General features: G+C 51.9%; 22 protein-coding genes. 6 read left to right on the top strand and 16 right to left on the bottom strand.

The genetic code is table 11. The features are described 5' to 3' along the window. Nucleotides 1-269 precede the first annotated feature (269 nt). Together VE954_RS26630 and VE954_RS26625 are read left to right on the top strand one after the other, a co-directional pair. Nucleotides 270-1,058, top strand: coding sequence for a hypothetical protein (locus VE954_RS26630; protein WP_324958597.1), 789 nt, complete (start codon nt 270-272; stop codon nt 1,056-1,058). Between the two features lie 120 nt (nt 1,059-1,178). Further along, nucleotides 1,179-1,448, top strand: a complete 270-nt coding sequence (locus VE954_RS26625; protein ID WP_324958595.1) for a hypothetical protein — start codon at nt 1,179-1,181, stop codon at nt 1,446-1,448. Here the strand turns inward: VE954_RS26625 and VE954_RS26620 are convergent, their stop codons facing one another. Then, complete coding sequence (locus VE954_RS26620) at nt 1,449-2,324, bottom strand: 5'-3' exonuclease (RefSeq protein WP_324958593.1); 876 nt, start codon at nt 2,322-2,324, stop codon at nt 1,449-1,451. A gap of 151 nt (nt 2,325-2,475) precedes the next feature. Between VE954_RS26620 and VE954_RS26615 the strand changes: the two genes are divergently transcribed. Then, complete coding sequence (locus tag VE954_RS26615; protein ID WP_324958591.1) at nt 2,476-3,033, top strand: hypothetical protein; 558 nt, start codon at nt 2,476-2,478, stop codon at nt 3,031-3,033. 1 nt (nt 3,034) lies between these two features. On the opposite strand, the gene VE954_RS26610 is transcribed toward VE954_RS26615, so the two are convergent. From VE954_RS26610 to VE954_RS26550, 13 genes are all read right to left on the bottom strand, one after another. Further along, nucleotides 3,035-4,951 carry a 7TM diverse intracellular signaling domain-containing protein gene (locus VE954_RS26610; RefSeq protein ID WP_324958589.1) on the bottom strand — a complete coding sequence of 639 codons (1,917 nt, stop codon included), beginning with the start codon at nt 4,949-4,951 and terminating at the stop codon, nt 3,035-3,037. An 89-nt stretch (nt 4,952-5,040) separates the two neighbouring features. Further along, nucleotides 5,041-5,526: a hypothetical protein gene (locus VE954_RS26605; RefSeq protein ID WP_324958588.1), complete on the bottom strand. Its 486-nt coding sequence runs from the start codon at nt 5,524-5,526 to the stop codon at nt 5,041-5,043. Between the two features lie 12 nt (nt 5,527-5,538). Next, nucleotides 5,539-6,471: a hypothetical protein gene (locus VE954_RS26600; RefSeq protein ID WP_324958586.1), complete on the bottom strand. Its 933-nt coding sequence runs from the start codon at nt 6,469-6,471 to the stop codon at nt 5,539-5,541. Between the two features lie 45 nt (nt 6,472-6,516). Next, a complete protein-coding gene (locus VE954_RS26595) occupies nt 6,517-7,068 on the bottom strand; it encodes a 5-formyltetrahydrofolate cyclo-ligase (RefSeq protein WP_324958584.1) in 552 nt (183 codons plus the stop codon). A gap of 72 nt (nt 7,069-7,140) precedes the next feature. Continuing rightward, nucleotides 7,141-8,109, bottom strand: coding sequence for a hypothetical protein (locus VE954_RS26590; protein WP_324958582.1), 969 nt, complete (start codon nt 8,107-8,109; stop codon nt 7,141-7,143). Nucleotides 8,110-8,247: 138 nt separating this feature from the next. Continuing rightward, nucleotides 8,248-10,068: an ABC transporter ATP-binding protein gene (locus VE954_RS26585; RefSeq protein ID WP_324958580.1), complete on the bottom strand. Its 1,821-nt coding sequence runs from the start codon at nt 10,066-10,068 to the stop codon at nt 8,248-8,250. Beyond that, entirely contained in the window at nt 10,065-11,234 is a 1,170-nt protein-coding gene (locus VE954_RS26580) for a hypothetical protein (RefSeq protein ID WP_324958578.1), read from the bottom strand. Before VE954_RS26580 ends, VE954_RS26585 begins: the two co-directional genes overlap by 4 nt. After that, the gene (lpxA, locus tag VE954_RS26575; protein ID WP_324958576.1) at nt 11,231-12,049 is read right to left on the bottom strand and encodes an acyl-ACP--UDP-N-acetylglucosamine O-acyltransferase; all 819 of its coding nucleotides are present in this window, start codon (nt 12,047-12,049) and stop codon (nt 11,231-11,233) included. The genes VE954_RS26580 and lpxA overlap by 4 nt, the downstream gene beginning before the upstream one ends. Before the next feature lie 12 nt (nt 12,050-12,061). Continuing rightward, nucleotides 12,062-12,532: a 3-hydroxyacyl-ACP dehydratase FabZ gene (gene fabZ / locus VE954_RS26570; RefSeq protein ID WP_324958574.1), complete on the bottom strand. Its 471-nt coding sequence runs from the start codon at nt 12,530-12,532 to the stop codon at nt 12,062-12,064. A gap of 15 nt (nt 12,533-12,547) precedes the next feature. Continuing rightward, nucleotides 12,548-13,129, bottom strand: a complete 582-nt coding sequence (locus VE954_RS26565) for an OmpH family outer membrane protein (RefSeq protein WP_324958572.1) — start codon at nt 13,127-13,129, stop codon at nt 12,548-12,550. Nucleotides 13,130-13,165: 36 nt separating this feature from the next. Next, nucleotides 13,166-15,475, bottom strand: a complete 2,310-nt coding sequence (bamA, locus tag VE954_RS26560; protein WP_324958570.1) for an outer membrane protein assembly factor BamA — start codon at nt 15,473-15,475, stop codon at nt 13,166-13,168. Then, a complete protein-coding gene (locus tag VE954_RS26555; RefSeq protein ID WP_324958568.1) occupies nt 15,472-16,170 on the bottom strand; it encodes an ABC transporter ATP-binding protein in 699 nt (232 codons plus the stop codon). Before VE954_RS26555 ends, bamA begins: the two co-directional genes overlap by 4 nt. Beyond that, entirely contained in the window at nt 16,167-17,471 is a 1,305-nt protein-coding gene (locus VE954_RS26550) for an ABC transporter permease (protein WP_324958566.1), read from the bottom strand. The genes VE954_RS26555 and VE954_RS26550 overlap by 4 nt, the downstream gene beginning before the upstream one ends. Nucleotides 17,472-17,665: 194 nt before the next feature. Between VE954_RS26550 and VE954_RS26545 the strand changes: the two genes are divergently transcribed. Then, nucleotides 17,666-18,025, top strand: coding sequence for a response regulator (locus VE954_RS26545; protein WP_324958564.1), 360 nt, complete (start codon nt 17,666-17,668; stop codon nt 18,023-18,025). A gap of 77 nt (nt 18,026-18,102) precedes the next feature. Beyond that, nucleotides 18,103-19,185: a tRNA-dihydrouridine synthase family protein gene (locus tag VE954_RS26540; RefSeq protein ID WP_324958562.1), complete on the top strand. Its 1,083-nt coding sequence runs from the start codon at nt 18,103-18,105 to the stop codon at nt 19,183-19,185. Here VE954_RS26540 and VE954_RS26535 read toward each other — a convergent pair. Together VE954_RS26535 and VE954_RS26530 are read right to left on the bottom strand one after the other, a co-directional pair. Then, nucleotides 19,177-20,241 (bottom strand): SMP-30/gluconolactonase/LRE family protein, encoded by a 1,065-nt coding sequence (locus VE954_RS26535; RefSeq protein WP_324958560.1) that lies wholly within the window; start codon nt 20,239-20,241, stop codon nt 19,177-19,179. The two genes, VE954_RS26540 and VE954_RS26535, sit on opposite strands and share 9 nt — an antisense overlap. A 65-nt stretch (nt 20,242-20,306) precedes the next feature. Beyond that, nucleotides 20,307-21,032 carry a PulJ/GspJ family protein gene (locus tag VE954_RS26530; RefSeq protein WP_324958558.1) on the bottom strand — a complete coding sequence of 242 codons (726 nt, stop codon included), beginning with the start codon at nt 21,030-21,032 and terminating at the stop codon, nt 20,307-20,309. A 274-nt stretch (nt 21,033-21,306) separates the two neighbouring features. Here VE954_RS26530 and VE954_RS26525 point away from each other — a divergent pair, with 274 nt between their 5' ends. Beyond that, the gene (locus VE954_RS26525) at nt 21,307-22,191 is read left to right on the top strand and encodes a hypothetical protein (RefSeq protein ID WP_324958556.1); all 885 of its coding nucleotides are present in this window, start codon (nt 21,307-21,309) and stop codon (nt 22,189-22,191) included. Nucleotides 22,192-22,430: the final 239 nt, after the last annotated feature.

Below are 22,430 nucleotides of genomic sequence, written 5' to 3'. Positions count from 1 at the left end.
TGTGCAGCATCCAGCGAAAAGATAACACAAGGTAAATTCCCAAAACAATAGGACCGGCTCTTCTGGCAAACAGTCTCTTTCTTAATAATTCAATATTGCGCGGTGAAGACTGCGTAGCTCCATTAAGCAGATAAGTCAATGGGTGAAGATTATGCGTTTCTGAGACCCTACTGATTTTATTATGTCAGTTCAGCGAATTGGGACGTCCTCGGGTTTGGTTGTCGCGGTACAGCTATTGCAATGATAGTGCCTGTTGCGAGGAGTGAACGATGAAAAAATTTCAGATGTCAGTAGCAAGCAGTTCTCCCGACCTTATTTGTTTTTCGCATCTCCGCTGGAATTTCGTCTTTCAGCGCCCCCAACATCTGATGAGCCGTATCGCCAATGAAGGGCGCGTGTTCTTTTTCGAAGAGCCTATCTTGAGTGACAGTGAAGTGCCTGAGCTGCAGGTCAGAGAGGAAGCGGATAATCTGTTTGTCGCCACTCCTCATCTGCCCCGGGGATACGGCGAAATGGAATCCAACCTTTGGATCAAACGTTTTCTCAATCAGATGATGGATGACCATTCGATCATCAGGTACATCACATGGTATTACAGCCCCATGCACCTGAAGCATTCCAATCATTTGCGGCCTGTCGTGAGCGTCTATGATTGCATGGACCAGCTCGCCAATTTTAAAGGCGCGCCGCAGGAATTGCCGCTTTTGGAGCAAAGTCTCCTGAATCGCGTGGACCTGGTTTTCACCGGTGGATTCAGTTTGTTTAACGCCAAACGTCATCTCCACCAAAGGGTCTACCCGTTTCCCAGCAGCGTGGATGTTGCCCATTTTGCCAAGGCCCGCGATCTGACCACAGATCCCGCAGATCAAGCTGGGATTCCTTCACCGCGGCTTGGCTATGTTGGTGTTATCGATGAACGGATTGATCTCCAACTTCTGGATGAAATCGCGGAAAAGCGCCCGGATTGGCACATTGTGATGGTGGGACCGGTTGTCAAAATCGATCCATCCACACTGCCTCAGAGGCCGAATATCCACTATCTGGGGGGCAAAAATTAAAATGAACTGCCGCATTATCTGGCGGGCTGGGATATTGCGATCCTGCCCTTTGCCCTGAATGATGCGACACGCTACATCAGTCCTACCAAGACGCCCGAGTATCTGTCAGCAGGATGCCGCGTGATTTCCACCTCGATTCGTGACGTTGTTCATCCGTATGGAGTGAAGAATCTGGTGGCGATTGCTGATGATTCAGACAATTTTATCATTCGAACGGAAGCCTTGCTGGCGGACGCTGCGGGACATGCAGCCTGGCAGGAACGAGTGGATAAGTTTTTGGTGGATATTTCCTGGGAAAAAACCTTCGCATCGATGTGGAAACTGGTCAATGACCAGTTTGTCGTGAAGGACGTCATGGTCACCAGCACAGTGTATGGCACCCAGGCCTGACTATTCGGCCCAAATTGTCACGCGTTGAAGCCAGGCGGTCTCGCCCACTTCCTGGCAAAGCGCTTCGAGTTCTTTGCGTCGTGCGCCGCGCCAGGCAAGGTCGTCTAACCTTTCCTGGAGTGGCACATCTTCGCGCAAAGTCGCCAATTTCCGATAAAGCTTCGCGTCCTGACGATGATGACGAAGACTGATGGCTAACGCGTCGGCTCCGCGGACTTTCACGGACCACTGAGCTGGCTGATCGGGAATATTGTCAACTGATCCATACACCGCGAGTAGCGTCGAGGCCGATTTGGTTCCCCACTTTGGGACTCCTGGAATCCCATCCGCGGTGTCACCGACCAGGGCCAACCAATCGACTATGGATGACGGGGCCACTCCAAATTTTTCATGCACACCGTTTTCGTCGATCTCAAGATCCTTGTGACGATCATACATCACAACTTTTTTGCCACGCACGCATTGCGCCATGTCCTTGTCCGGGGAGCAGATCAGGACCTTCTCCACACCCGGCGCATCACGGTATAAATAGGCTCCCGTCGCCAGAGCATCGTCGGCTTCGAACTCAATCATGGGCCACACGACCAAACCCAGGGCATAAGCGGTACGTTCCGCCAATGCAAATTGAGCGTAAAGCTCGGGATCCATACCTTCACCAGTCTTGTAGCCTGTAAAGAGATCATTGCGAAAGGATTCAATCACATGATCGAACGCGATGGCAGCATGAGTCACTGCGCCCGTCTTTAAAAAAGACCAAAGGCTTCGAAGCAAACCCCGCGTGGCACCGACCTCACGTCCATCGGGTCCTTTGGCCGCTGGAGCCCCATAATAGGCGCGAAACAGTTCATAAGTGCCATCCATAAGGTGAACCTGCATGCGTTTTTCCCTCCCCGTGAAGTCCGACTCTCCCATCATAACCCATTAGCGCGAGTTCAGAACCTTGTCAGTATTAACAAGAGCTTGGACCAACTTTTGCAAGAACATGGACGAATCAAAAACTTAGGCTCCGCAACGTCGAGGGACTTCCATGAGAAGCTTCGCATTTTTGGCTTTGGCTTTGACCTTAAGTCAGCTGGCAAGTTCTTGCAAAACCCCAGCTTATGAGCGGCAACGCTTGCAGGCCCGGTCCCTGGACCGCGACGTTTCCCTTGCGAGCTGGCGTGATCAAGGTTTGGACGCTGCCATGACAGAAGACATAGAAAACCTGCCTGGCTTGGGGCTGGGCCAAAGCGGAGACCGCTTGGGAAAATCCGCGTGGACCACGGGTAAATTTAAGGTGTCCGCCAGCTGCCGCGACACCTTTCACTTGACCATAGAAGGTCTAACGATTCGCAACGTCACCAATTTCCAACCCTTTGAAGGCTGTGTAGCCCTGGCCAGCCTCATCGATAAATTGGAGCTGCCTTCCGCCGAACCGATTGAAGATACGCCCATTGGGGGTCTTCGTGTGACTTCAAGCTGCCGGGATGAATATTTTACTCTGAGGGTGAGCGAAGGCAATGTTCACATCAGCAGTGATTACCTGGTCCCCAATGCCGAGGCCTGTCAGGAGCTGCGGAATCGCATCAATGGATTGAAACTTTGAATCAGGCGCCGCGCAACAGATGGCGTTGTTCGCGTCCCGATGCCAGTTGATAATAGAGGCGCTGGGCCTGTTCATCATCCCGGACCTTGAAGTCCGAGAGGGATAAGTCCACTTCCACAAAATCGCGTCGTAACGCATCCGAGAGCCGTTCGAACACGGGCTGATGCAGAATAATGATATCATCACGCTGCTTGAGCCAGCGGAACAGGATATCCCGCATGCTTTCGTAGCGATGAGCCAGGATTATGCCCCGACCGAACAGATCATACACCTGAGCACCCGATTCCGGATAAAAAGCTTCCACCGGACCATAGGCAATCCCGATGGAACAATGGATGCTATGCTCAGAACCCACCGCTGCCACATGACGCTGAAAGATTTCCAGAAACTGATGGGCCAGATTCACGCTGTGATCGGCGGCATTCTCAATAGGACAGCCAAAGGGAAAACCCACGCTGCAAAGGAATCCATCGCCCATTTCCTTCACCCGATAACCATTCGCGATCAGCGGCTCGGGTTGATAATTTTGCATCATCAGGTTGGAACACTCGTGAAACACTCCGGACAGGAACGCTCGCGGATCAGCCATCTTCATCTTGCTGCTGGCGACCACATCAAACACGATCATAAACGCGTTCTGCTCACCAACGGGCATGGTTTTGCCAAGCGGCATCCCTTCCCAGATTTGAGCCAACTGATGCGGATAGACGACCGCCTTGAGTTCCGTATAGGCGTGATACATTTTCTTGCGGAGCCACTCCTGCTCCCGATTGATCTTAAAGCCAATGGTCATGGACAAAAGAATCATTTCAATATCCAGAGCCAGAAGCTGGGCACAAATAACAAAAGGCATAGGCAGCCACTGCCCGAAAAAGCTGGCGTTGAAATGTATCAGGGTACCCAGTCCAGGGAGGATCGACGAGATAACAAGCAGACGTGCACCGGGAACTTTTTTGATGACGGCATGGATGCCGATCGCCGTGGTCAGCGGTACAGACAGTGTAAGCAGACGCAGAAGCATGATCTGTGTCGCTGTGATATCAATGAACGAGTACACGACCATAGCAGGCCAGAACGCAAACATGATGAAGAGCGGCCACTTCCAAGCCGGCAGCGACTTTTTCACATCGGCCATATGATAGAGAAACGTCAGGAAAAGATAGGACGACGAAGCATTGATGCTTACCAGGGCCCACTTGGGGATTTCCGGAATGCCAAACTGCTCAGCAAGGACTTGATAGCGGCCTTCATAGTAGAGCAGCAGCGCGATGGTATAGGCGATATAAATAACATGGGCTCGATGGCGCAAAGTCAAAGCCAGGACGAAATTATAAGCGATGAGTGCCAGGCAAATGCCATAGGACGCCGTTAAGAAATGCCGTTCCGGACTATACCGCCACAGGCCTTGCGTGCTTTTCAAATCCAGATTAACGATCGGCATGGAAAATTCATCGGGCGCAATCTCCAAATAGACCTGCCAGCGTCCTGGCGGCAACGAATAAAGCTTAATGGTCCGCCGCAGCTTGTCGTCAAGAGTTATGGTGCGAAAGAGTACGCGCGTATCAGCATTCTGAATAAATACGCGGGAGATGCTTGGCGTGGATCCGTAGTCGGACAGCAGTGAGATGTCCTGGTCTGCTTGATTTTCGACTTCAACACGAACCCAAAAATCACCCGCCTTCGGATCTTTCGGATAGCCGAGCATGGTCCCGTATTTTTCGTATAGCATGAAGGATTCATCATGCTGGCCTGATAGAATCGCAGCGGAATCCCAGCGCGCTATGCGGTTATCCAGGGCATGGAACCTGGAAACATGGATGTGGTCCGCACCATTGGGAAAGACAATAGGATGAAAAGCATAAGCCCTGTGATCGGCTGTGCTGACGAAAAGAAATAGAATGAGAGCCAACAGTGGCATGCTTCCCGTTACCTACCTATGATCCTAAGGGATCGGTATGCAAGGGATTTCACTTAAAAAATTTTGGCTCAGGTTTCGAAATATGTCATTTAATTAACTGATTTTGCTGCTTTTTCGCCGAACCGAACACCGAGCATTTCCGTGGCTTTGTTCAACTCAGTCGCAGCTTCATGGAACGCATCATTTTTTCTTAGGTTGGTGCGATGCGTAAAATTACCCTGCTGCAGAGCCTCAAAGTGACGTTTGAAGGCCACCATGGGGCCGACCAGTCGATGGGTATACCAGATGGAGATGGCTAGCACGATGAGCACGTAAGCTCCCAGCGTCAGATAAACGGCTGTTTGAATGCTCGAGAGATAGCTCATGATGATCGTCTGCACTTCCTCAGGAGCCTCGGTCATCTCGATGATAAACCCAAAGAGTTTACCCAAATGAACATACACGATCGCAGCAATGACACCAGCGAACACAAAGGAAAGCAGAATGCAGTACGCGCCAATGCGGGTCTGTATGATCGGCTGCAAAAGGAAATTGGAGAGGCGCCTTTTCAGTAGTTTCTCGCTGTAAAAACTCATCCACAATCTCCTTCAGTTGCCAGCCACTTGGAATATGAGCGACAGTTCACCGATCATACTTTCTTTAATGGGAAAGCTGAGTGCCATGAGCTTATAATAAAGGCACTCCAGAAAACGTTCATCCTTGATTTCAGCCTGCTTGACCTTGAGCGTCTTCATGCTTTGGGTCTGATTGGAAAGCAGCATCGTATAGGTCACAGTCCCCTGCCCCGTGGCCCCGCGGTCCAGAAAATCGGTGAAACAGGTGCGCAGATCGGGATCGTTACTTTGAATAACGCCGATCACCTTGGGCGCATACTGATTTTGCCGAAACAGATTGAGTTTATAGTACATCCCAATCGTTCGTGTGGATCGAAACACAGCTCGGATTTCGCCCTGGCGTGCCGCAGCTTTCTGCTCGAACGTGGCCTGATCACGTCCCGTCATGCCATCGATTACACGGGCGATGCTGCCTTGAGATTTATTGGCCGTAAAAATATTCTTGCTGGCCTTCAGCAGAATACTCAGCTGCCCCGCCTGCTTCAGTTGGACGAGGTACCAGATACCAAAGTTCGATAAACTCCGGCTTTTGACCAGCAGAGGCGTCCGATAAGGCCCCTTCCAAATCCAACGTTTGCCCTGGGTATCAACGTGCTGAACGAGAGAGATTTGATATTCATCCTCTTTCACCTTCCAGACTTTGTCTGGATGCTGACCGAGTGCGATAGTATCAAACTGCACACTATAAGATTTTTGCTGATTCTTCCCAAAAATGACAAAAGAAAACGAACCGCCCTTGTGCTGAGCGTTGGAATCAATGATCGAACCCTGTAAATAGAAAAGTCCTTCATCCTTTTGCAGGGCTTCCCCATTCCACACCTTGGGCACCAAGGTTGTGACCTGAGCATGGAGGGGAGCTAGGGACAATAGAAAAAGCCAGCCAACGATGGCTGCAATACGTGCCACCCGCGATGTCCCCCTTTTCTGATTACGATTTCAATTGTAACAGAATTATGGGGGCGCCGTCAGGAACCTGGAGTCCGTGCTTACAGACTGCACAGGATGATCGTGAGGTTCCGTGGGGAGTTCGTTCACCAGAAAGGCTTCGAAGCAAACACCCAGAGTCGTGACCTTATGGTGCGCTAAAAATCGATCAAAAAATCCCCCACCATAGCCCAATCGAAAGCAGCGATGGTCGTAGGCTAGTGCGGGAATGATCAAAAGGGTCTTGGGGGAAAAGGTCAGGAGCTGATGAGCGGGATGGGGTTCAGGTTCCTCAAGGCCAAAGCGATTGGTTACAAAAGCGCCGGAGCTGGAATAAAAATCCATGCTCTGGCCCTGGATTCGCGGGTAATAGGTGGCCTGTACAGGAAGCAGCGCCGCAAGTTGTTCGAGTGAGGGTTCACGGCGAAAACTCCGGTACAAAATATAGTGATCAAAGGTCTGACCCTTCATCCAGGTCAGGAGCTGTTGCACCAGCTTCTGGCTCTTATCGCACCACTCAGATTCGGGCATAGCCAAACGTTTCTGCAGGAGCTGCTTCCGGAGCGTGGCTTTATGCAAGACTTCCCCCAAAAATAAAAAAAACGCTTTCCTAATGAAAGCGTTTACGGAAATTCTCAGGGAGTTGCAAGACTATTGGACGGTCACGCTCTTGATGACCTGCCATTCCCAGCGCCCTGCGACTTCCGAGAAAGCACCAACCCGCACATCATAGCTGCCGGGACTCACACCTTGGATGGCTACGCTCGTTCCCGATGCGCCGAAGCGATGCGCGGGAGCGGCAAAGGACTGCCCAGCTGGGGTAAATTCCACCGAATAGCGGGCAATCTTCTCGCCTGCCTGCCAGGAAACGACGCCACCATTACCCGAGATGCTGCCACCGGAAGTGGGCTGGCTCACAGGAAAGGAGCGACGAGCTGGGGCCGAGATTTTAAAGCTACGAACATCACTGGCGCCACTGGAGTTCTTAACCTGCCAGTACCATGTGCCAGGATAAGGATTTTCAAAGCTATAAGTGCTGGCGCCGTTCAAAGTTACAACCTTGACGGCAGGATTCATGGTCTGGTTGCGCGAGAAGGTGATTTGATCCGCCGGACCTTCCCACTGGAAGTCAGCAGTGCCCTGGGTTTCGTCATAGGACTGTGCGGCACCATCCGGAGGCGACGTTAACGTAATGGCTCCCGTGCTGGTTGCTGCAGCGCCAGCGTCAGCGACAGGCTTGGCCGCTTCCATGGGGGCAGCCTGCTCTGCAGGCTTGGCTCCATCTTCGGGCTTATCGCCCATCTCAGCCATACCTTCTTCGCCCATGCCTTCTTCGTCGGTCGCTTCCTCAGCGGTCGTGACCTCGTCTTCAGAAGGTTCTGACATGAAGAAGTAAGCGGCACCAAGGATACCGATCGCGGCGACGGCGCCCAGGATCAGTTTGGTTTTGTTTTCCGAAGCGAAGCCACCGCTCTTGAAAATCTGCGAAACGGCGTTGGTATTGGTGCCGAAGTCGCTCGAGAACTCGCCTTTCAATTCGCCCGTAAAAGGATTGGATTGCGCGCCTGTATTCTGACTGAAGGCCGCATTCGAATTCGGATCGAGGTTCGTATCGTTCATCCTTTGTCTCCCTGGAAGCAGCAGGGCGGGCGCCCAGAATAATAAGTCTATAGAATGATGCGTGTGGCAGTCCTAGAATTATTCTAAAACCTCTCAGGGCAGGACGCAAGACAGCCAACGCTGTCAATGTTTTGGCAGTCAAGGCGAATGCTGGTCGTCGATGAAACGATGAATGCGCGAATCCTGGAAGAGATGGTTGTAGGATTCGAATTTCCTTACGATTCCTGCTTCCACAAACCAGATCTCATCAAAAAATGGCAGCTGCTGGAGTCGATGGGTGACGAATAAAAGACAAAGATTATTTTGGTGACAGCGTTCAATCAGGCGACGCGTGATGGCCTCTTCCGCCAAAGGATCGATCGCAGCCGTGACTTCATCCATCAGGAGCAGCGGCTGAGGCCGGAGCATGGCTCTCGCAATGGTCAGACGCTGCATTTGCCCACCAGACAGTGGGGTTTGAATAAAGTCGATGGGACTGTCGAGGGTCTGCGACATCGCGCTTAACTCACCACCAAGTCCGACGAAATCCAGTTCTTTTAGCAAAAGCTCATCCGAACATCCTGTGGGATGACCATAAAGCAGATTCTCGCGTATGCTCGCCGAAAAGAGAAACGGTTTCTGGCTCACAAGAGTCGCCGCGCGCACAACCGACTCAAGACTGCAATCCGCATCCCAGGCCTCGGCATGCAAAAGTCCCGACAGAACCTTGATGAGACTGCTTTTACCCGCCCCACTCGGCCCAATCAGAGCCACCGTTTTGCCCGGCACCAGCTCCAGGTCTTCGGCAGTCAAGCGAAAGCCTTCCTTGTAGGCGACCGACATACTTTTAATGCGAAGGCCCTGCCTGGCCTCCCAGGGTTGAACATGGGGATCCCTATCCTTCCGGGACTCAGCCAGTTCTTTTACGGTCGCGAACGTCTGCAGACTTTGCTGCAAGATACCTTTGGTCTCATGATAACGAGCCAACTGCTCTCCGACGCTTTTCAAAGGTCGAAGCACAATGCCGAGCGCCGCAAAGAACTGCAGCAGCTGACTTGCCTCAAGTCGAAACCCTTGAACCCTATTGGTGACAGCCCAGAGTATGACCGCAAACATCAAAAAGCCCATGAGCTCCATACTAGGTGCCAGGGCGGAACGGATGAAAATGGAACGTCGAATCATGCGATAGTAACCATGATTCATGTGCCGAAAGCGTTCCTTCTCCAGCGATTCGCCGCGTTGAGCTCGAATAAACTCAAAACGTTTGCGAAGATCCAGAACGGCGCTGACCATGCGGCCCAATTCTCGCTGCCAGAGCTCAGCGAAGACCGCGATGCGCTTGCCTGTGCGGCCCGTGCCAGTCATAAGTGGAATGGCCAGCAAGGTCAGGATCACAGCCGAAGGCCAGTGAATAAAATATAAAGCCAGAACCGAGGCCACGACCATGACGCCGTCGCGCAAAAGTCCGGTCAGCAAATCGGATAAACGCATCTGCAGGAACGCGACGTCGTTCATCACCACCGACATCCACTCACCGGGAGCCTTCGCCGTCGCTTTTTGAAAGGGCAACTGCAGGATGGCCGCAAATAATTTTTCCCGGTAACGGCGCCCCAGGTGCAGGGCCATCACCTGCTGCTGGTGCTGGTACACGAAACCAGCAAAGCCATTCACGACAGCAGCGAAAAAAATCATGAACGGCAGATATTGGGCCAACTTCAGGCGGGTCACGCTCAGCTGTGCAAAATCAGGTAACCAGCGAGCAATGGAGGAAGGCAAAAGGGAGTTCAGGACAAAGCTGCCATCGACCGGGGTGTCGAACATGGCTTTGAAGAGTGGGCCAATGAGCAGAAGAAAAAGACCCTGCGCAGCCGAAAGAAGGCCCAGAGACAGCACGATTTGAATGAGGCAGGATTTTATTTCGCTCAGCGGTTCAAGCACTAAAGGCTTGAACCAGGTTCGCAGGCTGATCCGGGGATTCATGCAGTTTTATTGCTCTTGGCAGCGCGTTTGCCCTGCTTCCATTGACCGATTTCGCGGCCAATATAGTCAGCAGCGTTGTCGGCAGCGAAACCCTGCAGGCTAAGCTTCACATCCAGCAGGTCTTTTACCATCTTATCGCGCTCAGAGCCAGCAGCGATCAGCTTTTTAGCGACAGCCAGCAACTGATCGGCGGGCATATCGGATCCATATTCGGCGACCACAGGCTTGCCCACGGTTTGGTTCAGCAAACTGCGCGGTCCGGTCTGTGGAATATGGCTAGGATAAATAGGCATGAGGGGCACCTGGAACAAGCCGCATTCCATGGTAATCGCACCGCAGCCTGTTATCGCCAGGCTTGAGAGGGAAAGCAGCTCCAGATGCATACCGGGCATGACGCGGAGCGCCTGCGCCTGGCTTTTGCCCTTCTCCATATGATCTTTAAGGGACATAGTACCGATCTTAACGCTGGGATCCTCGATCAACTGATCAGCCACCGAAAGAACGACCTGCAACCCTTTTTCGCGAGATAAGGTTTCAGCCAGCTGCTGAAAAACCGGAAGTGTGGCCTGAAAGCCTTCCACGCGAGCGCCTGGAAAAATGGAAACCACCGGCACCTTGGGCTTTAGACCCAGCGAAGGAGCTTCGACGATCACGCGATCGACCCGATCCTTATGGGGACTGCCGATATAATAGTATGGAACGCCCGACTTCTGGACCAGCTCGCTGCCCTGTGGGCTGATACCCAGGGCAATCTCCAAACGCTGACCCACGGTGGCGAAGTCGATGCCTTTGATAGCGCCGACCGGCGTGATTTCATACAGAACAACAGGTATATTTTGCGCTTTAAAGAAACCGGCCAGCTCATGATGCAAAAAAGAATAACCCACCAGGATGGCAACCTGCGGTGTGGATTTTTCCAGGTCCTGAGTCAGCTGGGTGTAAAAGGCCAAAGCCTCTTCCGACATTTGCGCTTTATCATGAAGGCCGAGGCGCAAGCAGTTTTGGAGATCACCAAGTTTGGAGGATCGGGTACGACCCGACCATTCGCCGAAAATCCCCAGGCACTCGACCTTGGGGAATTGGTCGTTCATTGCCAGGACCAGTTCAGAAGCCAAAATATCGGCAGACGCAGAACGGGCGGAAATGAAATAGCTCGACCTTTTCAACGACAGACTCCCCTTTCACTGCGTTTGAGGAACTCGATAAATTTCCGTCGCTGCTCGGAATCCGGAATTTCCAATTCCATGCGGCTGACGGCATCCTCGATCGTAAGATTCTCATTAAAGAGGATTTTGAACATATTCTTTATATCAGAGATGCGCGTCTTAGGTAAATCAGAACGACGCAAACCGACCACGTTGAGGCCAGAAATACGGGCGCGATCACCCTGGACCATACAATAGGGCGGCACATCCTGCACCACGATGGCTCCCGCTGCGACCATGGCTCTCTCGCCGAAGCGACAGAACTGATGCCCGCCGGACATACCACCGAACACCACGAAATCAGCCACTTCCACGTGACCAGCCAGGTGCACACCGTTGGCCAGAATACAGTTGCTTCCGATGTGACAGTCGTGAGCGATGTGGGAGTAGACCATAATCAGGTTGTTATCACCGAGCGTGGTCATACCACCGCCGTTGACAGTTCCTGTGGAGATGTTCACATACTCGCGCAAGCGATTGTTGCGGCCAATGACCAGCTCGGTGTCTTCCCCACGATATTTCAAATCCTGAGGGTCCGAACCAATACTCGCCATCGGATAAATCTCCGTGGCTTCCCCGACCGTGGTCTTGCCTTCGACCACAGCGCCTGCACCCACCTTTACGTGTTTGCCGAGCTTGACCTTGGGTCCGATCACAGCCCTCGGACCGATGCTCACACCCTCATCAAGCTCCGCACCCTTATAAACCAGGGCAGTCGGATGAATGTAAGTTCCGTGAGGCGCCTCTTTTTGCTCTTCCGCTCTGTAGTCCAACATTGATTCTACTCGTTAGCTCAGCTTGGCAGTAAATACACAGGACGCAACCAATTCACCAGCAACCTTGGCTGTGCCGTTAAACCAGAAGAAATCCTTCCGTTGCTTGTCCACAAGGATATGAAGTTCCAGGGCATCACCCGGAACCACCTGACGGCGAAAACGGGTTTCACCAATCTCGGTGAGCAGGCAGGTATTTTTTCGTTCGGGGAAAGTGAGACGGCCCAATATTCCGGAAGCCTGGGCCATGGCTTCGACGATCAAAACACCAGGCATCACGGGATTACCAGGGAAGTGACCTTGCAGATAGGGATCGAGGCTGGAAACCATCTTAAGCGCACGGATGAATTCACCCGCGCGATAGTCCAAAACTCGATCCACAAGCAGAAAAGGATAACGATGGGGCAACCAATCTTGAATGGAACCCAGGCCGGCCGCGGGCGTGGAACTGTTTGCACTGCTGTTTGCCGAATCTGAATTCACCATAGTGGTTGCTGCTCCTTATTTCTTAGCCGTATTGCCTTTCTTGCTTTGTGCTTCGAAAGCGGCAATCACATCCTTGGTCATATCCACAGGATCCTTGAGATAAAGCAGACCCGCGCTATTGGTTTCAAAAACCATATCCACGCCTCGTTGCTTCGCCATATCATTGACCAGTTTGCTGACGGCGATCGCGATCTTTTGCGTGGCGGCCTGCTCTTTACCCTTGATTTCGTTCTGGAATGTCATCTCTTCATTACGAAGAGACATGAACTTCTCTTGAAATTCTTTTTGTTTGCCCATACGGGCTTGTTCGTTCAAAAGGGGAGCTTGTTTTTCCCACTCTTGATTCATCTTGTCGAGTTCTTCCTTTTTCTTCATCAAATCTTTTTCTTTGGCCTTGATCTGTTTCTCCAGATCAGCCCTTGCAACCTTGCCTTCATCAACATTCAAGATGACGGCTTGCATATCAACAACAGCATATTTGCCGCCAGCGCCTGGGGTGGCCACGGCCTGAGCCTCGCTTGTTCTGGCATAGGTAGTACAAAGAACAAGCAGTGGCAACCACTGACGAACTTGACGTAGAAGTCCCGAAACATGCATGGGCGACATCCCTTTTGACTAAGTTGAAAAAAAGTATCAATAACCTAAATAGAAAATGAATTTTAGATCACCGGGTCGACCATTTTCAATGGGATAAGCCCATTCGAAGCGGAAAGGCGCCACAGGCGTGATCCAGCGGAAACCAAAGCCGACGTCCCGATTAAAGCCCGAGAGTTCCATCTCCTCGGTCTCATCATAGACACGGCCCATATCATAAAACAAAAGACCCTTGATATTGGCTTCCTTGATAATAGGCATGAAATACTCGGCTTGGAACAGAAGTTTTCTGTTACCACCCTTATTGATGACCTTGGCCTCGCTATTGGGCGCCTGAAGAATACCGTATTTCGGTCCCAAGGACAGGTTATCGTAGCCGCGCATGTTCTCAGCGCCACCCAAACGATAACGGGTCAGCATGGGAATAGGCTTATCTCCGTTCGGCCATAGCAAACCGAAATCACCGAAGAAGCGGAAGTAGGTCCGATAGGTCTCGGAAAAATCAACGGGCAGGAAGACGGCGGCCGATGCCGTCGTTTCCAGGAACTGACGGGAACCGCCGAGGAGGCTGCCGCCGGTGAATTCCTGAGCGAAGCGCACATCCGAACCCTCGGACGGATCGATATAGTTGTTGGTCGCGTTACGGGCCACGCCCAGGATGATGCTGTTTTCGCGGCCGGCTTCCACAAAGCTGCCGACCAGCGCGGTCTTCGACTCGATATCGATGATCGACGTTCGATACGTGATCGAAGCGCGGACCAATTCGATAATCCGTCGACCGACGGTGAGACTGCCGCCGCGGCGACCTTCCTGGATATCCACGTCATCGGCGATCAAACGCACTTCGTTACGGACAAAGGCTGAGAAGCCGAGCGACCAGTACGAATCGTTCACGCGCGGATCGGTCAAACCCAACTCAAGGGAGTAGTTCTTGCCACCGTTCCAACGACCGGTGACATTCGAGCGCCAACCCTTACCGCTTTGGTTTTCTTCCGAATATCGGCCTTGACCAAACCATTTGTTCTCAGCAGCTTCCGCCCCTGGGCTGAAACCCAAGGCCGCCTGCAGCTGACCGGTTGGCTTTTCTTTAACTTTGAAGCGATAGTGCAGAATCTGCGGTTGGTTTTCATCACGCTGACGGACGGTCTGCACTTCCTCAAAGAAGCCGAGTCGTTCCATGTTGGCTTTCGATGTCGCCAAACGTGTGCCGCTATAGAGTTCACCGTCCGCAACTTCCAATTCACGCCGCAGAACGTTGTCGCGTGTCTTGGTGTTGCCGATGAAGGTGAAGTCCCCGAAATAGACTTTCTCACCCTTGGCGATTTCATAATTCAGGTAGACCAGCTTCTTCTCGCGGTCGTAGCGGTGCTTGGGGTTGACGTCAACGAAGGCATAGCCTTTGTCACCGTACTTATCGATCAGCATCTCGACGTCCTTGCGGAAGTTCGAGAAACGGAACAATTCATTCGGCTTCAGCTGCATCCATTCACGGATTTCCTCGACCGGATAAAGCACGTCCCCGCTGACTTCGATGCCACCCACGTTGTACTGGATGCCTTCTTCCAGCTCGAACGTCAGACGCACGAAACGGCGATCTTCCTCGATCACCTTCACCGGCGCGCCGACATTCACTTCAGCAAAACCCTGGTCCTTGTAAAGGTAACCGATGACTTCCGTATCGCGTTTGATGAATTCATCATTATAAACCGAACCCGGAGCCGAAATATTCGACATGCGCGTGAAAGGCCGCGAGAAGAAATTGCCGATCAGTTCCGCATCCGAAAAGAAGTGATTGCCCATGATGTGCACGTCGCCCACCAGGACTTTGCCGCCTTCTTCAATATTATAAAGAAGCGTGACTTCATTTTCGTTGTTGGGATTGACTTCGATTTTATAAGAAGCTTTGGCGAGATAATAACCTTTTTCAAGGTACTGCTTCTCGATCATCCGCAGGTCATTGTTGATCGCCGCTTCATTGACGATCGTATAGACCTTGGTTTCAAGCTTGTCCTTGAAATCGTCTTCTTTCAGTTCCTCGATGCCATTGAATTTGATGGCGACGATAGCTGGCTTTTCTTTGACATCGATAATGACGCGAACGCCACCCGAGATCGCTTCGCTGAAAACTTTAATATCGGAAAAATAGCCGAGTTCGTGCAGCTTTTTAATGTCTTCGCGAATGGTCTTGGGATCAAGATTTTCGCCCTTGGTCGACCGAATGCTCGTAAGGATGGCATCAGCCTCGACCTTTTTATTGCCGCGAACAACCAGTTCCGATATGCGTTCCGCAGCCGAAAGGCTTGGCTGTAAAGCCGCGAGCAGTGGAAGTGCGATTAACAATCGTCTCACCAGGATCCCCCAAAATCCACAATATTTCCGTCTTCCATCACCACCTGGTAAGGCAGTCGTTTGGCCAGCTCCCCGTCGTGTGTTACGAGCAGCATGGTCACCTGATTCCGTTTACCCAACTCCACCAAGAGCGATTCCACCAGTTCCCCGCTTTTTTTATCGAGGTTTCCAGTGGGCTCATCGGCTAGAAGAATCGGTGGCTCCATGAGCAAAGCGCGGGCAATGGCCACTCTTTGCTGTTCACCGCCGGACAGTTCTGCCGGACGATGATTCAGTCGATGGCCGAGTTCCACCGACTGCAAAAGCTTGATAGCTCGATCACGCAGAAGGCTGCGATTGCCACCGGCAATCAGTCCCGGCATCATCACGTTTTCAATCGCCGAGAATTCCGGCAGCAGATTGTTCATCTGAAACACAAAACCCACTGTACGATTGCGAAAGGCTGACGCTGTCTGATCGCTAACGTGCGACACATCCTTGCCGTTCAGCCTCACCGTGCCAGCACTTGGAGTATCAAGAGTGCCGATCACATGCAACAGCGTACTTTTCCCGGAACCAGAACGGCCCGTTACCCCTACCATCTGGCCCTTGCGAATTTTGAGGTTTACACCCCTTAAAGCCTGGACGTGTTGCTCGACAACTTGATAGGTCTTAAAGACACCTTGAAGCTCAATAATAGGGGTCGAATCCGTCACGAATACCTCAGTCCCTGCGAAGGGTTTTGTCGGGCAGCGATGGCAGCTGGATAAAATGCGCCGAGAAGGCTCAGAATCCAAGCGGCACCGCAGATAATCATATAATCGAAGGGTAAAAAGCGAACGGGCAGACTGCGCAGAGATAGAAGGTTGACCGGCAAATCAGCAAATCGCAGTTGTTTCAGAAGAAAACAGAGTCCCAAACCTAAACCCAGCCCTAATACGATGCCGACGGTACCGATGGTAAAGCCCTGCACCAGATAGAGTCGACCGATATCGCGCTGCGTCATGCCCAGCGAACGCAGAAGGCTGATCTGCTGTTTTTTATGGAAAACGGTCATCATCATGGTTCCGCTAATGGAAAACGCGGCCACGAGAATGATCAGCATCAGGATCGCGCCCATCGTATATTTTTCCAGCTGCAATGCGAAGATCAGAGCGGAGTTCGTGTGTTTCCACGTCTTTCCGCTCAAGCCTTTAACTTCCTTCAAGCGATCGGCCAGCGGATCGATGTGCATGGGATCTTTGGTATTCACGCCGACCCCAATCACAAAATTCTCATCATCCAGGGACGGTTCGTAGTCGGACATGAATTTGCGGCCTTCATCCAGTGAAACCACCGCTCGCTTCGAATCGTAGTTGAAGAGTCCCGAGTGGAACACGCCGACCAGCACATAAGAACGAGTCACCGTCCCACCGCTCATGATGGTGGATGTAGACGCTGCCTGCGGACTGAGCACGGTGATCTCATCGCCGATGTCGGCGCCGAGTTGCCCGGCGAGACTGTCCCCGAGGACAATGCCTGGCCAACGGCTGCGATCCCCATCGGTGGTCACCAAAGGAGCATGTTGGCTTGCGATATCGGTAAGCTTGCCCTCGGTCATCGACGAACTGATCGACCAAAGGTCGCCACCAATGTTCGGGTCAATCCCAAACAGCTCAACCGCAGAAAGGTGCTTGCCTTGTTTCAAGACCACATCGGCCTGAATGAAAGGCGCTACCCCCGTTGCTTCCGGAAACATTTTTTCAAAATTGCTCAGGGGATATTTTTGCAAACTGAAACCAGCCAAGGCATTCTCGGCAAGAATTTCTAGATGAGGCTGACCACGCAGCATTTTGTTTTTGAGATCCTGCTCAAAGCCACCCATAACGGACAGGACGACAATCAACGCGGCAACGCCGATCATCACGCCTATGATGGAGAAAGTGGTCATGAACGAGAGGCCATGCCGCCCTTTGCGAGCTACAAGATAACGCCAGGCGGCCCACTGAATAAAACTCAAACCGGCTCGATCTGCCACGCATTCATCCCCGTTTACCCGAGGCGATTGTGCATGTGCCCCCGAGGTTTAGGGGACATAGTATGTTGAATTCGCGTTAGATTTCAAGGATTCGATACAGGAACTTACGAGTGCAGGTTTACCCCGCGTCTTTTCCCTGTCAGTGGGATCTGCTATAGTAAAGGTAACTAAGCCATTGAGCATAGGAAGTGCCCATGTATAGAGTGCTGATCGTCGATGATGACCAGGAATTGGCGCTTGTCATTCAGGACAAATTGAAAGACCTGGGTGAAAGCATGACGGCTTCGGCCGGCTATGAAGCCATCAATATCTTGAAGACCCAGACATTCAACCTCGTCATCTCGGATTACAATATGAAAGACGGCGACGGGGCTTCGCTGGCCCATTACTGCGTGAATCATGGGATTCCGGTGATTGTCGTTTCTTCATTTCCCGAAAACCACATCAAGCCATATCTGCCCGAAAATGTTGAATTTGTCAACAAATTCAATGCCATACGAGGCAAATCCCTGGAAGAGCTGGTCAGGCAAAAGCTGAGTAAAAAAACCGCATAAATCTCCCTCAAGTAAAGCGCCGGTTGACGTGCCATCAGGCTTCGCGTAACACGATGGTCTGTCCATCCGGAGCTTTGATGACGTTCGAACATTACCAATCCCATTGGCAAAAATCACGACTGGCTGGCCTGGGCATGGCCTTTCCTGTCACTGTGGCACCTATGGTCGGACTCAGTCATGTGGCGTTTCGCCACTTGATCCGCCATTTCACGCCAGAGGGACTCCAGCCCCTCCTTTTTACTGAGATGCTATCGACCCGGCGCCTCCCCTTTGAGCGCATTGATCAAGTCGATGAACTGCGGGTCATGGATCAGGAAACCCATTTTGTCCCGCAACTCCTCGGCAACGAGGAAAGCTACATTGCCCGTTCCATTGATAAACTCATGCCTTTGAATCCATGGGGCTTTGATATCAATATGGGCTGCCCCGCGCGTCAGCATTTGAAACACAATTGGGGTGTTCGCTTGTTAGGCGATCCGGACTACGCGGCGAAAATCGTGGCCATGACCAAACGCAGCTCCACCAAGCCCGTCAGCGTAAAAATGCGCTGTGGGCAGGACAAGGCGGATCCCGATTTTCTGGAACGTTTTACCGGGGGATTGGAAGAAGCCGGCGCTGACTGGTTAACCATTCACGCCCGGACGCAATCACAGAGGCATAAAGGCGAAGCGGATTGGACGCTGGTCACAGACCTGATCCCCAAGCGCAAGATTCCGATTGTAGTCAACGGCGACATTCAAACCGCCGATGATGCTCTGCACCTGCTGCAGGACATCAAGGTCGATGGCATTATGATCGGCCGCGCTGCAACCGCGCGCCCATGGCTCATTTGGCAAATTGCTTTCCGCTTGGGATACGAAACGCCACCAGCTGCGTTTCCAGGGCAGAAACCGCCGGAAACCCCCGAAGAGGAAGGTCAGGCTTTTCTGAGGGCCATGCTGCGATACTGTGATTTACTGGACCAATATTTTACGGATGATGAGAAAAAACTCAGACGTTTGCGTTTTCATGTCGTGAATGCCTGCAAGTGGCTGCTTTTCGGCCACGCTTACTATTCCCGCTGCATGAAAGCTAAATCACTGGACGAGGTCCGAGCGATGACCCAGCACAGTCTGGACAGCTATCACTTCCCCATGAGCCAGCGCATTAACTTACTTTAAAACCGCCCGAGGCGTGATGCTGTAAAGCGCCTTGCCGTATAAACTCCCTAGCCAGAGCTTGCCGTCCTTTTCTTCGACCGACGTGATCCCGGGCACGACCTGCCCGTTAGGATCGTGCAAACTTTGCAGCCAATGTCCCTGGTCATTGAAAGCGGCGATCAATCCATACGGTTTGTCCTTCGGCAAGAGGCTGTCGGGCAGACCAGCAATAAAATTCTTAAAAAACGGCCTGGAATGCAAAGTATCGAGCAAGGTATTGCGCGGCGAAATAAACGCGACCCAATATTTCCCATTCGTCATACGGCTGAGCCCATCAGGAAAGCCAGGCAGATTATCCATGAAAATAATATTTTTGCCGGCTTCAGGTCCGGTTAACCAGACCTTGCGAATGCGATAACGCGAAGTTTCCGAAACCAGCACATAGCTGGCATCAGGCGCAACGGCCACACCATTGGCAAAACCTAATTGATCGACCAGGACCTCGGTACTTTTGCGGGCCGGATCAAAACGAAAGAGTGTTCCGTTCTCAAATCCTTCCAGGACATCACGCACGTGCGTGTCCATAAAGTACTTCGACGTCGCCTCACTGAAATAGACAAGGCCATCCGCCCCGACCTTCACATCATCCACAAGTCCGAGTTTGCGTCCTGCATGCGATTCGACCACAAGTTCGGCGCGACCTTCAGGATTGACCCGCCAGAGCCCGCTGCGATCCACGCAGGCATACAAATTTCCGACGGCATCAAAATCAAGGCCCAGGACCTGTCCTGGCAGCGTCACAAAAAGTTCTGCAGGATTGCCTTCCTGAAAGCGTTGAATGCGGCCACTCGCAGACCCCGCATAGATAAGCCCGGACCCATCAAGGGCGATGTCTTCAGGGGCATCCCAAGTGCCGCGCCCTACGACGTCAGCTTTCACGAGATCCTGATTGGGTGGCAATGTTGTGAGCAGACCAGGGTTATGTGGCGGATTCCAAGCTTTGGCGTCAAAGCCTTCGGGACGGCAGCCGGTCAAAATCCAGAACAGGGGCATCAGGTAAGAACGAAAACCTGTCATGGCAAGCTCTTTATCCAAGAATGAGTCGAGCCCCGAGATTAGCAAAGCGCGGCTCAATTGCAACCTTAGTTCGGCAGCATTTGGATCTTGGCCATGTTGTTACTGGAGATGACGGTTTCTTTGCGCTCCACGCGTATCATGTTATTCGGACCTAAAAATGCCCCTTCCAAAATGATTCGATCCTGGGAAACGGTATGGGGCTTGGGCGCGGTTATATTCTGCGTCTTTGTTTTGCTGGCGCAGATGGCAGCACCCACCAGATTGTAGGCCATGCGGCGCTGCATAGCGGGTGGAGTCGCACTGGGATAGTTTGGCAGCTGAACACCGGGTGGCGGTGCTGGAACATTGATAGCAAGACTGGGATACGTACCAGGAGCGCAGTTGAGCGCCTTGATACACTGGCTCGTCACCTGATTGAAGCTCAGTCCCGCATACACCGTGTTCGATGGAAGCGGTTGACAGGAACTGATGTAAGTCACATGGTAGGTCCCATGGCCGCCGGGAGCCAGTCGATCAATACTCAGTTGCGTACAGAGAGCGTTGGGACAAAGGTCGGCGGGACTATTCACTTCGCGAAATTTCAAATCCTTTTCCAGAAGACTCGTCAGAATGGAAAGCTCGGCCTGGGCTTTGGTCTTAGCGCTCATTTCGGCATCGCTCTGGTTCATTCTTGTGAAAAACTGTGTGGCAGCAAAGGCAATGATCGACAGAATACCGACCCCAATCATGAATTCAATCAAAGTCATTCCACTTGCGTCTTGGCCCAAATTATTCCTGTTTTTCCCGCTCATTGAGTCCTCTTTTTTTGGTCCTGTCCAGCTCTAACTTTCGGTATAATGAGGACAAAAGCTGAGCTGTTCGGCTGTGGGGTTTGCGCCGCAATTATAAAAGAATGAATCTGGTTATGGTAAGTATTAGGTAAGGATTGCAAGGTCTTTGGGTCTGCCTCCGAAGGTGCTACAGAATGTTTGGCATCAAGACTTTAGAATAACCGCACAATTTCTCGATTATTAAGTTTACGCCCAAGAGCGCCGATCAGTCCTAACAGATCATCTTGGAGATTTTATGGAACTGCTGGGGCACAGGCCATTAGGCTTCATGCTTTCGATTCTTCTACTGTGTGCTTGCGATAACGGCACGCAGGTGGAGCAGCGTCGTTCCATTTCACAGACCAATACTGATAGCCGCAACGAAACAGTGGATGCCACAGCCAATGGCACAGGCACGGATCCTACTTTTGGAACCGTGGACCCTGATTTCCGTCCCGAAGATCCTAATACATTTCCCCGGAAACCCGGTGTATCCTTTCCCGCGGTAAACTTTACAGTCGAAGGCGTGCCTTCGGGCCCATCCGATCGTTATAATTACACCTTACCAGTCAAAGCAGATTCCAGCATCAGCCATTATGCATATAAAGTTGATTCGGCACAAACCTGTGATAAAACCGGAGGCTATACGGTTGGTGAGGCCAAAAACCCCATCACCATGAGTCTCGATAAGATGCCCATGGGGCCTCTGTATCTTTGCGTCATCGCCTTTCATTTCCCCACTCGTCAATGGCAGGATATGACCAAGGCGCTGAGCTTCAATTGGGAAAAAATTGTCTTCAAACGGACTTTCGACAGCTACTATGAGTTTGTGGATACGGGCTGTAAGAATAACGCTCGCGTCACCGCCAAGCTCACAATTGAAGGTGAAGGCGGCAGCTATGTCTGGCAGCAGCTCTCCATCCCTGGCTGTCGTAGCGATCCGACCTCGTACACAGACCTGATGTCGCTCATCAAGGTCAGCGAGACCACCATGGAAGGCGCGTGGCACGAAGGCGCCACCGTCGCTGGCTGGTTTAAATTTACCTGGACCAACCCGGAGCGCACGTCCTTTAAGGGCTCCTGGGGTTATGGAGCGCCCGGCGTCAAAACCGAAGGCGTCTGGAACACCATCGATAACTAAGCGTCTGGCCCAGATTCTGCCGCCCGGTAAGACGCACATCCCCCAATTCTGTACATTCCCCTTCCCTTCTTTCGTTTTTCCCTCTTAAAAAATTTCAGTTCCGCGACTTTTTCTCGCCTTAACCGCATGATATTTCAATCGTTTAAATTCATACCAAAAACGCATTAAACTTCGTGCCGCGCAATCACGAAGGTCTGTTTATCTTGTGCTTCTCATGCACAAACTTGCTTCTGAATATG

The sequence above is a fragment of the Oligoflexus sp. genome, assembly GCF_035638955.1.
Lineage (GTDB): Bacteria > Bdellovibrionota_B > Oligoflexia > Oligoflexales > Oligoflexaceae > Oligoflexus.
This window is presented reverse-complemented; position numbering and strand designations above follow the sequence as displayed.